Origin of the sequence: Kitasatospora sp. NPDC057223 (assembly GCF_042669755.1) — a bacterium.
Classification (GTDB): domain Bacteria; phylum Actinomycetota; class Actinomycetes; order Streptomycetales; family Streptomycetaceae; genus Kitasatospora.
The window spans coordinates 1-11104 of the sequence record NZ_JBHUWW010000202.1; the positions used below are offsets into that span (position 1 = coordinate 1).

Here is an 11104-nt window from a genome sequence, read left to right on the forward strand (position 1 = left end):
GCCGTGATGAGGGCGGGCGGCATCCGGACGACCAGGGCAACCGCGGGGCCGCGCCCCCGGTGCCGCCGGCCTGGGAAGGCCGGCGGCAGCCGGAGGGTGCAGCGGTGGTGCCGCGTGAGGCCGGGCCCCTTGCCGAAGGGGACCGTGAGGGCCGGTGGATCGCCCGGGCGGCGTCACGCTCGCCGGCCCGGGGTTGTTCTCTTGGCACGCTGTTGAGTTCTCAAGGGACGAGCGCTTCCTTGGCAGCCCCCTCGGGGCTGGATTCCGGGCGCCGGTCGTACGGGTGGTGCCGTGGTGCGAGGTGCTGGGCCCCTGGGGGCCCGCCGCACCATTCCCGGCACCCATCCAGGCATGGGCATGCCAGGACGGTTCCGAGAGAAAGCGGCGGGAAGCCGTTCTTGGGGGTGAGGGAGAGTTACTTGCCGGAGCCGGATCCGCCGGCGGGCTTCGCCGCGTCGCGGCGGGCCTGGTCCTCGCGCATGCGCCTCAGGGCTTCGTCGGCCTGGTTGGCGAGCTGGACGGTGATGGCCATGGTCAGCTCCTCCAGAACGTCGCGTTGACGTGCGCGGGGTCGGGCTTCGGGCTGAGCCTGCGGGTGCCGTCCGGGGTGTACTCGGCCGGGGCCGGGTGGACCTCGCGGACCTGGGGGAGCGGGACGTCCGGGCTGTACCAGCCGCCCGTCGAGCCGCTCCCGCTGCTGCGGGTCGTCGTATTGGAGGAGTCGGAGCTGCTGGACTTGCTGGAGCCGAGGCCGAGGTAGGAGCGGAGACCCATCAGGACCGGCCCCCCGCCTGCTGCTGGCGGATCTGCTCGGCGGCCTGGCGGGCGGCCTCCGCAGCGGCGGCCGCCGCCTGGGCGGCACGCATGTTGGCCTCGGTCTGGGCCTGGAGGGCGGCCACGTTCGCCATGTCGAGCGGCTGGGACATCGTCACCACCCCGCCATGTGGGTGCCGGTGATGCGGGTGCTGATGACGTGGTCGGCGAACCAGGTGAGGTGGTCCCAGGTGATGCGGCCAGCCTTGGCGAGGTGTTCCTCGGCCTGCCACCAGATGTCGGCGACGAGCTCCATCACGGTGCGCTCACCGGCCATCGGGGCGACAACGGCCAGTTCCTGGACAACAAGGGCGATGACCCGGCCCTCATACCGGGACTGCAACTCGGCCACAAAGGCGCTGATGTGCGTGTGCTGCCGCAGGTAGGACATGCTGTTCCTCACGGATCTACTCCCTACTGAGTGGTCCGAGCGGCTCCGGAGCGTGGTCTAGACGCACCGGAGCCGCGTCGTTGGCACCTCCAGTCGAAATGCCAAACGTTTGGCATCTCCAGAATGACCGCGATCCCCCGCGTCGTCAAGCCTTGCCAAACGTTTGGCATGTTGAGTTACGATGGAACCCTCACCACCGATTCGATGAGGGAGGCCCGATGAATCCACCGCAGAAGACTGGGTATCGCGAGATCGCAGCTGCGATCCGTAAGGAGATCCTGGCCGGCATCTACCCGCCGGCCTCACTGCTGCCGTCCGAGTCCGAGCTGGCGCGACGTTATGGCGCGTCTCGGAGCCTGGCGAACCGCGCCTTGGGCCTGCTGGCCGCCGAAGGGCTGGTGCACCCGCAGCAGGGGCGCGGCACTGTGGTGACCTGGCTGCCGCCGATGGTTCATTCCGCCACCCGGTACTCGCAGACCACTCGCGAGAAGGATGGCGCGCGAGGCGCATTCGACAGTGAGGTCAAGGCGATCGGCCTAGTCCCCAAGCACGAGATCACGGTGGAGCACGTCGAACCGCCCGTGGAGATCGCGGAGGCACTGGGCATGGAGGCCGGGGAACTCTGCCTGGTGCGTCGCCGGCGCCTGCTGGCGAGTGGAATTCCGGTGCGACTCAATGCCTCCTGGTTCCCTCTGAGCATCGCTGAAAACACCGTGCTGGAGGAACCAGCTCCCGTCATCACGGGCGGCGTGAAGTCGGCGCTGGCGGAGCTGGGGTACCCCCAGATCGCCGCGCGAGAGCGCATCGTCCCGAGCCGGCTGCCCACCGACGCCGAGGCGTCCCTGCTGGAAATCAGCCCCGAACGCTCGGTCACGGACATCGTGCACTTCGGTCAAACCGCAGATGGCAGGGTCGTGGAGGTGACAACCACGCTCACTCCCGCCCACTACCTGATCATCGAGCACGAATTCCCGCTCATCTGAAGAAGGATCACGTGATCACCAGTACTGTCGCCGTCCGCTCTGCGTCCTTGGCCGCAGAGGGGCGGCTGCCCGCGTTCATCTACGATCTGGAGGCCCTGCGGCTGCATGCCGCAGCCGTCCGCAAGTCGCTGGCGCCGGGTGCACCAGAGATCTTCTACGCCGCGAAGGCGAACCCCGATGCACCGATCCTGCGTAGCGTCGCGCCGTACGTGGACGGCATCGAGGTAGCGTCCGGCGGCGAACTGGAACACGTCCGGGCCGCCCTTCCTGACGCGCGAATTGCCTTCGGTGGTCCCGGTAAGACCGACCAGGAACTGCAGTTGGCAGTCCACCTGGGTGTCGAGCGCATTCATGTGGAGAGCCCATACGAGCTGACCCGCCTCGCTCAGCTCACACAGGCAGCCGGCCAAAGCGTCGACATCCTGCTTCGACTCAACCTCGCAGGGGAACGGTCTGGTGCCGCACTGGCAATGACGGGGCCGTTCGGGATGGACCCGACACTCATCGAAGAGTGTCGGAGCATTCTCGCGGCCGCTCCGTGGGTCCGCCTGCGGGGCATCCATGCCCATCTCGCGTCCGGCCTGGACGCGGCGGCGATGGTCCAGCAGTCGTCGGAGATCCTGGCATGGGCCCGGCCTTGGCTGGCTGGGGCTGGCGTCACCGAGCCCGAGTTCAACATCGGCGGCGGAATGGCCGTCGACTACACGGACCCTGCGCGTCTCTTCGACTGGTCGACCTATGGAAAAGCGATCGCCGAACTGGCTGCTCCCGGGGAGGTTCTGCGAATCGAGCCGGGCCGAGCCATCAGCGCGTACTGCGGCTGGTATGTCACCCAGGTCCTGGACGTGAAGCGCTCCCATGGGGAGTGGTTCGCCGTGCTGAGAGGCGGCACCATGCAGCTGCGCACACCGGTGACCAAGCAGCACAGTCAGCCTCTCGTCGTGCTGCCCTTCGCAGGAGAAGGTGGCCCTGCCGTGGAAAGCGAGGCGGTGACCTTCGTCGGTCAGCTCTGCACTCCGAAAGACGTCTTCGCCCGGAATGTACCCGTAGATCGCCTGGCCGTGGGAGACGTAGTTGCCTTCGCAATGGCCGGTGCGTACGGCTGGAACATCTCGCACCACGACTTCCTGATGCACCCGAAGCCCGACTTCGTCTACCTCGGGGAACCCAGTTAGCAGCGAGCCTGCGCCTTAGAGAGAAGACACGCCCCAACGGCACACGAGTCCTCCTCCCGACGAGGACAGGCTCGACCAGATGTCCGCTCGCGGGCATCACCTAGTCCGGAAAACGCAAAAGCGACCCTGCATCCGCCAAGATTTGGGCCGCTTCGCGCTTCGTGTATAACCCCCACGTGGGGAGCCGTTGCCGTTCTATGATACCAAACTTCCCTAGTCAGGTGCGAGAGACACCCGTCTCACTCATCCGAACTGGCGGACAACGTCTGGTGCTGGCTGGATGGCTGCGGCGGAGAGGCAGTAGTCCCGTTGCGCAGCCCCGTCACTCTGCGGAATCGCCGTGTCACTGCGGTCCGCCTCGCAGGCCCCACCACTGGCGGGCGCGCACGCCAGTCCGGCCCGTCCCGGAAGGCCGGCCTCGACCGCCCGCCTCTGTCGCAGCATCACACCGCGTCGGCTTCCCCGGCGGTTATCCACACGCCTCGACGCTTTCACGATCTCTATCCACAGGCCACCCCTGCCAGTACTGACCCCATGACCGCTACCGATGTCCCCACGTCGTCGCCCACCGTCCAGGCCGGGCTGCTCCTGGCCGTTGTCACCGGATCGGCGGTGGCTCGATGAGCGAGGGCAAGCGGCGCCTTTCCCTGCTGCCGCCGGACGACGGTGGCTGGTACGTCACGGGCAAGCCGGACTGGGTCGACCTGGCTCCGATCCGGGACTCCTCCTGCCGGGCCTGGCACATCATGCGCAACCTCGTGTACGAGAAGAGCCCCAGCGGCTCGGTGCGGAGTCTGACCCTGGAGGAGCTGTGCAAGATGCTGCCGATGGTGGCGGCTGACGGGACGGTGAAGCCGTCGAGCCTGGGTCGGCTGCGGGACATCTTCCGAGACCTGTCGGACATCGGGCTGATCTCCGACCGGGACGGCAACCCGATCACGACGTCTTCGAGCGCGAAGGCGGCTCTGCAGTCGATGTCGATCCGGATCAACGACTGGCCAGCCGAGGGGGTCGAGTACGACGGCTGGCGCAACGCCTACAACAAGCTCGACGCGATCCGGGAGGGACGCCCGTTCGACAAGCCCGTAAGGCCGGACACGAAGTCAGCTGAGGAGAAGCCTCCGGGTCGCAAGCCGCGCAAGAAGGCGGCGCCGAAGTCCTCTGCGGAGCCCGCTCCGGAAGCGGCGCCCCCCGCTTCTCCGGCTGATGCGCCCACCTCTCCGAAGTCGCTGGGCCTGGGGCTGAAGTCTGGTTGGAAATCCAACCAGGATGACGGCGGTGGTTGGATTTCCAACCAGGTTGGTTGGGAATCCAACCGGGCTGGTTGGATTCCCAACCACGATCGGGCCGCTGACCTGGGCGAACGCGACCCTTCTTCTATTCCCTCTGCTTCCATCCCCTCTACTACTGCACCGTCTGCCTCGTCCGTCCCTCATGAGGCGGCCCCGCAGCGTGAGGCAGAAGAGAAGATCGACAGCGACAAGGCCAACGACACGCCGTCCGCGGCACTGCCCGCACCGCGAACGGCCCAGGCCGCCGGTTCGGTCGAAGAGCTCGATGCTGAGCTGGCGGCCGCGGCTGATCGGATCGTGGCGGCCTGGACGGCTGCGCGGACTGCTGCCGGCATCGGTCCGCACCGCCGGGCGGGGGCGCTGGGCGAGTTCCGCACCTCGGCGGCTGCCTTGGTGAAGGCGGGCAAGTCGGTGGCGTGGCTGGTCGCGGTAGCGGCATGGATGGGTGGCCAGCAGCCGGCCTGGACCGGTCTGGGTGAGGCGACGAAGGCGCAGTACGCGGGGGCCCCGGAGGAGCCGAAGGTCCGGGCTGCCGTGCGGGCGGACGCCACCAAGTGCCCGCGTCACCCGGTGATGCCGAAGGACTGCACCCGGTGCGCCCGCGAGGAGATGGACGCGCGGCGCGACTCGGAGCCCGGTGGCCTGGACGTCGCTGGCTTCCTGGCCGAGCTGGGCATCAAGGCGGGCACCAGGGGCTGATCCCTGGACACACGAAGGCGGCCGGGGATTGCGCCCCCGGCCGCCGGATCGAATCACCCTCAAACAGGAGACTCACCATGAGCGTAGTACCCGAGCAGACCGACGCCGCAGATGAGCCGGTCGACGAGCGCGTGCCGGACTTCGATCCGGCCGACGAGGACTTCGACCCCGGCCCGGAGCCCAACGACTTCGACCCCGGTCCGCCGCCAGCGCCGCGCTGGGGCGGGCGCACCAAGGCGATCGTCGGCAAGGTCGTCGGCCGCGACCAGGGCCCGGCCCGCGCACAGAACGACCAGGGCGACCCGGGCGACCAGGGCGGCGGTGAGGCCTTCGAGCGGGTGCCGCCGCAGGACCTGGGCGCCGAGCAGTCGGTGCTGGGCGGCATGCTGCTGTCCAAGGACGTCATCGGCGACGTGGTCGAGGTCCTCAAGCCGGCCGACTACTACCGCCCGGCACATGAGCTGATCCACTGCGCGATCGTCGACCTGTGGCAGAGCGGCGAGCCCGCCGACCCGATCACCGTGGCCGCCGAGCTCACCAAGCGCGGCGAACTGGAGCGCGTCGGCGGCCCCGGCTACCTGCACACCCTCGTCAACGCCGTACCAACCGCCGCGAACGCCGAGTACTACGCCGACATCGTCCACGAACGCGCCGTGTTGCGCCGCCTGGTGGAGGCCGGCACCAGGATCGCGGGGATGGGCTACGCCGCTGAGGGAGAGCTCGACGACATCACCCAGGCCGCGCAGTCCGAGCTGTTCCAGGCGATCAGCGAGCGTACCGCCAGCAACCCGGGCGCGCCGATCGGCGACGACGTCCAGGGCTTCTTCGACGACCTGGACAGCACCAAGGCCGGCGAGTTGGTGGGCCTGTCCACCGGCCTGCTCGACCTGGACGCGCTGACCACCGGGCTACTGCCCGGCCAGCTGATCGTGATCGGCGCGCGGCCGGCCATCGGGAAATCCACACTCGCCCTGGACTTCGTGCGGGCCTGCTCGATCAAGCAGGGACTGCCGGCGGTGTTCTTCTCGCTGGAGATGGGCCGCAAGGAGCTCACCCAGCGGACGTTCTCCGCCGAGGCCCGGGTGGCGCTGCAGCACATCAAGGCCGGCACCGTCACCGACGACTCCTTCCAGCGTCTCGCCCGCCGCACGGCGGACATCATGGCCGCGCCGCTGGAGATCGACGACAGCACCGAGCTGACCGCCCTGGAGATCCGCTCCCGTGCCCGCCGGCTGTCGCAGAAATACGGCGGCCTGGGCCTGGTCGTCATCGACTACCTCCAGCTGATGCAGCCCGGCGGCACCAAGCGCTACGGCAACCGCCAGGAGGAGGTCAGCGACATGTCACGCAACCTCAAACTGCTCGCCAAGGAACTGCAGTGCCCAGTCGTGGCGCTCTCCCAGCTCAACCGCGGACCCGTACAGCGCACCGAGAAGATGCCGCAGCTCTCCGACCTGCGCGAGTCCGGCAGCATCGAGCAGGACGCCGACATCGTGATCCTGCTGCACCGCGAGGACGCCTACGAGAAGGAGTCGCCCCGCGCCGGGGAGATCGACATCAACGTGGCCAAGCACCGCGGGGGCCCCACCGCGACAATCACAGCGGCCTTCGCCGGCCACTACAGCTCGATCGTCGACATGGCCAGAGACTGATCCCGTCCCAGGAGAGGCCTGACGGGCCCGTAGCCGCTTCAGCCGCCCCCTTGCCCCGGGGTGGGCCGCCGAGGGTTTGATAGTTCGGCAGACGGCGATCTGGGATCTCAACGCGACCTGGCGCCGGACACTTTGCCGAGGCCGTCGAAGAGACCATCCCCACGGACACGGGGAGCAGTACTGGCGGGCGCCGTCGGTTCGGGCGTCCCGGGGACCATCCCCGCGGACGCGGGTAGCAGAGCTTGGCGAGCGCAGCGAGCGTATCGCTGCGCCGTGCAAGGACCCTGACAGGGTGACTCAGGCGTTCAACACTCCGACCGCCTCGGCCAGCTTCACCGACTCCTGCCGCAGCGCCCGCGGCGCGGTCCGCAGCAGGTCCACCGCGACGTTGCGCGCCTGCGGGGTGAAGGTCACCGTCTCCGGGGAGATGACGAAGGCGATGCCCATGACGTGCAGCGCGGCCGTGGTGTCCCCGCGCTCCTGGTGCGAGCGGGCGACGTCGACCCACAGTCGGGTCCGGCGCTCAGTCGACGGGATCGAGTCGGGGTCGATCTCGCCCGCGAGCGACAGCGCCCGCCCCGTCGTGCGCAGCTCCGTGGCGACCGAGACCGCGTGCAGGTCGACGTTGGCCCGGCCGAACACCGTGGACAGTTCGGCGTACCCGGCCGGCAGCGACTTCGCGATCTGGTCCGCGCTGTCCCACCGCCCCCACGCCGCTCCGTCCTTGCCGTCCTTCGCCTCCGTGATCGCCGCGTGCAGTTGCAGGGCGCCGTACAGGCCGCGCCAGTGCAGCGGCGAGTCCGCCAGGTGCGGGCGCAGCCGCTCGGCCGCCGTGGTGACGAGCAGCATCGCGCCGTCCATCTCGCCGACCGCACGCATCGTGTTCGCCAGGTTCCACGCCGCCGCGCCCATCGCGGCCGGGTCGTCCGCGTCCGCTGCAGCGGCCATCGCCCGGTCCCCGAGCATCCACACGGCCTCGGCCGGCCCGATGTAGGCGATCACCTGCTGTGCGAGCCGGTAGGCCGCAGCGAGCGCGACCAGGGCGCTGCGCCGCTCCGTGCCCTCGCTGGCCCTCACCAACGCTTCGCCCCGCCGGATCAGATCCGGCGCCAGGGCGCCGACGTCGGTGCGCTGGCGGGGGCTGCGGTGCCAGAGCTTCCATCCGGCGTCCACCTCGGCGCCGTAGCCGGCCGCCGTCGCCCCCTCGCCGAGCTCGACCGGCGGGCGGGTGCCGCGCTCCAACAGCGCCGCCCACACGGCTGCGGACGCCGGGTGGTAGGGCCGGCCCGTGCTGACCGACTGCGCGGCCGCAGAGGGCCCCGTGAGGTGGGCCAGGTCGTCGATGTGCAGTGCCATCGCCAGCTTGAGCAGCAAAGCATGTGAGTTGAGCGGACGAACACCCGTCTCGATCTTCTTCAGCCAGTCCTCGCTGCGTCCGACCATGCCGGCCAGGACCAGGCGGGTCTTGCCTTGGCGCTCGCGCAGGATCCGGATGCGTTCGCCGGTGGACAGTTCTGCGGGAAGTTCCGACATCTGAAAGCTCCTCGGCTGCTCGGCGGGACCGCGCCCCGTTGAGGAAGGCATCCGGCGGGGGTGCCGCTCCCACCGTAGGGCGGCCACGGCGGCAGCGGCAGATGCACCGGCCGATTCGAAGGGGGACAAGGCAGCAAGGGGGGTCAGACTGTCCCCCTTGCTGACGGATAGTCACCGTACCTTCTCTCTATGCCACCTGCCGGAGTGCACGCCTCCCGTCAACGGAACCGCCACCTTGCGCACGACACGACCACCGGTGAGACCCGAATTCCCCTGCGTCTGTACCGCCTTGACGAACCGCAGGGGGACGTCGAACTTGTTCTGTCCCGCGTCGAAGCGAGCGCGCTCTATGTCGAACTCGTCCGCTCGCTGGGGGACCCCCGGCCGCCGGCCGCCTCCGATGACGGCACCTCCGGAGAATCTTCGTGACCAGCCCAGGAGAGATCAATGCCTGCCGTCGTCCGCCCAGCGCCGCCCATGCCCCCGGCGATCCGGGACGCCGCCCACGTCATACGGCGCAGCCGGGTACCGCGGCAGCTCGCCGAAGGCCGGTGGCGCCGTGTACCCAGACCCCCGGGGGCACGATGACAGCTCCGCTGCACTCCGCGGACCTCGAGACCGAGACCGGCACCGCGGCCCGCAGAACCAGGACCCGGCTCATGCGCTGCGAAGCGCAGTCCGCGGCCCTTGCCCGCCAACTGGTGGCGAAGTCCCTCGCGGACTGGGGTGCGATCACGGCGACCGACACCGCCGAACTGATCGTCACCGAACTCGTCGCCAACGCGGTCCGGCACACCGGCTGCCGGTGCATCGCCGTCTCGGTACGCATCGAGAGCCGGACAGTCCGCGTCGCTGTCCGGGACTCCTCCGTCACCCTGCCGGTGTTCGTCAACACCGGCACCACGGAGACCAGCGGACGCGGCATTGCCCTGGTTCACGCCCTCTCCACCCGTTGGGGTGTCGAGGAGGCGTACCTCGGCAAATGGGTCTGGGCGGAGATCGCCCAGTAGCCCTCCCACAACCCCACGCCCGCTCAGGAAGGCACACCGGCCGGGCGTGGCCCGGGAGGCTCCGAGCACGTCCCCCGAGGCCCGGAGCCTCCCCTCAGCACCGAGCCACCCCGAAACCGTTCGCGCACCTGGTTTGAGGCCGCGACTGATCGACGAACGGCGGGTACCCGGCACGGCGCAGGGCCTCGGCGCGACCCAGCCGCCCAAAGCGTCTGATCCCAACTGCCCAGCACGGCCCGACAGACTTGAGGAGGCACCACCGTGCACCAACTCATCGCCAGCCGTTTCCTGGACGACCAGCTGATCGTCTGCCCCGGCAGCACCGCAGGCATCAAGGTCCCGCTGCGGGAGTTCACCGACCTGGAGCGCACGACCGAGGCCGGCGAGGCGGCGCCGGCCTGGCTCATCAAGGCGGCCCGCCAGCGCTGGGTCCTGGACCTCGCGCCCGGCTGCCCTGCACGGGACTTCCTGCTAGTGCGGCCGGAGGCGGACCCGCAGTACAGCCGCGCCTCCTGGGAGATCAACCTTGGGTGCAACTACGACTGCGAGCACTGCTACCTGGGCCTGAAGCGCTTCGAGGGCTTGGACTGGGAGGGCAAGAGCCGATTGCTGCACATCATGCGCGACGCCGGGGTGCTGTGGCTGCAGATCACCGGCGGCGAGCCGACCATCGACCCGCTGTTCCTGCGTGCGTACACGCTCGCCCACGAACTCGGCATGATGATCACCGTCTCCACCAATGGCTCACGGTTGTGGAAGCCGGAGATCCTGGACGCTCTGACCCGGATGCCCGCCTACCGGGTCGTGGTCAGCGTCTACGGCGCTACGGCGGCCAGCTACGACGGGCTGACCCGCCGCAGGGGTTCCTTCGCCAAGTTCCAGAAGGGCATGGCCGCCGCGCTGGAGGCCGGTATCCCGATGCGGCTCAACCTCGTCGTCACCGAACACAGTGCCGACGAGGAGGCCCAGATGGTCGCCATGGCTGAGAACTGGGGCCTGGAGCATCACAGCTACGTCAACATGTCTCCGACGATCTACGGCGGCGCCGAGTCACTGCCCGCCCAGTCCGCCCAGCACCTTCGCCAACGCAAGGTGTTCTCCGGCTGCAACGCCGGCCACACGTTCTTCCACTCCGACCCGCACGGCATCGCCTCGATCTGCAAGGTCGGCCGCGACCCGAATGTGGATCTGATGGCGGAAGGCGTCGAAGGGCTCCAGCGCCTCGGCGCGATCGCCGACTCCCTCATGCTTCGCACCGGTGGATGCTCCGGCTGCCAGCTGTCCGGATCCTGCGGGGTCTGCCGGCCGACGGCCAAGATCTACCAGGAGGCGAAGGCACCACTCGCAAGTTACTGCCAGCACGGACAGAAGAGGGAGGAGGTGCCCGCATGAACCCGCAGATCCTGGTCCAGCTCGGCCAGACCCGCGCCAGTGTGGTCGAGCTCGAGCTTGTCGACGACCTGGACGACCTCGCCGAGTCGACGAAGTGCTCCTGCAATTCGGGCGACGACAACCCGTACTAGACCCTGAGCGGTTACAAACGCGCAGGCCCCGGC

At 69.1% G+C, this 11104-nt stretch carries 11 protein-coding genes; 7 read left to right on the forward strand and 4 right to left on the reverse strand.

Annotated elements, in window-relative coordinates; genetic code table 11:
- Positions 1–534: 534 nt before the first annotated feature.
- Genes ACFUK0_RS37780 through ACFUK0_RS37790 form a run of 3 tightly spaced genes read right to left on the reverse strand, consistent with a single transcriptional unit; the run spans position 535 to position 1216 of the window.
- Positions 535–774, reverse strand: coding sequence for a hypothetical protein (locus ACFUK0_RS37780; protein ID WP_380258176.1), 240 nt, complete (start codon positions 772–774; stop codon positions 535–537).
- The gene (locus ACFUK0_RS37785) at positions 774–926 is read right to left on the reverse strand and encodes a hypothetical protein (protein WP_380258178.1); all 153 of its coding nucleotides are present in this window, start codon (positions 924–926) and stop codon (positions 774–776) included. Before ACFUK0_RS37785 ends, ACFUK0_RS37780 begins: the two co-directional genes overlap by 1 nt.
- A 2-nt stretch (positions 927–928) precedes the next feature.
- Positions 929–1216, reverse strand: a complete 288-nt coding sequence (locus ACFUK0_RS37790; RefSeq protein ID WP_380258180.1) for a hypothetical protein — start codon at positions 1214–1216, stop codon at positions 929–931.
- 206 nt (positions 1217–1422) lie between these two features.
- On the opposite strand from ACFUK0_RS37790, the gene ACFUK0_RS37795 reads away from it, so the two are divergent.
- The 4 genes from ACFUK0_RS37795 (at position 1423) to dnaB (ending at position 7005) form a co-directional block, all read left to right on the forward strand.
- Positions 1423–2187: a GntR family transcriptional regulator gene (locus ACFUK0_RS37795; protein WP_380258182.1), complete on the forward strand. Its 765-nt coding sequence runs from the start codon at positions 1423–1425 to the stop codon at positions 2185–2187.
- Positions 2188–2198: 11 nt separating this feature from the next.
- Positions 2199–3362 carry a type III PLP-dependent enzyme gene (locus tag ACFUK0_RS37800; protein ID WP_380258184.1) on the forward strand — a complete coding sequence of 388 codons (1164 nt, stop codon included), beginning with the start codon at positions 2199–2201 and terminating at the stop codon, positions 3360–3362.
- A 620-nt stretch (positions 3363–3982) separates the two neighbouring features.
- Positions 3983–5353 carry a hypothetical protein gene (locus ACFUK0_RS37805; protein WP_380258186.1) on the forward strand — a complete coding sequence of 457 codons (1371 nt, stop codon included), beginning with the start codon at positions 3983–3985 and terminating at the stop codon, positions 5351–5353.
- Between the two features lie 77 nt (positions 5354–5430).
- Entirely contained in the window at positions 5431–7005 is a 1575-nt protein-coding gene (dnaB, locus tag ACFUK0_RS37810; RefSeq protein WP_380258188.1) for a replicative DNA helicase, read from the forward strand.
- 297 nt (positions 7006–7302) lie between these two features.
- Here dnaB and ACFUK0_RS37815 read toward each other — a convergent pair whose 3' ends face one another.
- Positions 7303–8538, reverse strand: a complete 1236-nt coding sequence (locus ACFUK0_RS37815; RefSeq protein ID WP_380258190.1) for a helix-turn-helix domain-containing protein — start codon at positions 8536–8538, stop codon at positions 7303–7305.
- 659 nt (positions 8539–9197) lie between these two features.
- On the opposite strand from ACFUK0_RS37815, the gene ACFUK0_RS37820 reads away from it, so the two are divergent.
- The 3 genes from ACFUK0_RS37820 to ACFUK0_RS37830 all read left to right on the forward strand — a co-directional run bounded on the left by ACFUK0_RS37820 (position 9198) and on the right by ACFUK0_RS37830 (position 11071).
- Positions 9198–9548, forward strand: coding sequence for an ATP-binding protein (locus ACFUK0_RS37820; RefSeq protein WP_380258192.1), 351 nt, complete (start codon positions 9198–9200; stop codon positions 9546–9548).
- 261 nt (positions 9549–9809) lie between these two features.
- On the forward strand, positions 9810–10940 hold the full coding sequence (locus ACFUK0_RS37825; protein ID WP_380258194.1) for a radical SAM protein: 1131 nt from the start codon (positions 9810–9812) through the stop codon (positions 10938–10940).
- Positions 10937–11071, forward strand: a complete 135-nt coding sequence (locus ACFUK0_RS37830) for a hypothetical protein (RefSeq protein WP_380258196.1) — start codon at positions 10937–10939, stop codon at positions 11069–11071. The genes ACFUK0_RS37825 and ACFUK0_RS37830 overlap by 4 nt, the downstream gene beginning before the upstream one ends.
- The last annotated feature ends 33 nt before the right edge of the window (positions 11072–11104 follow it).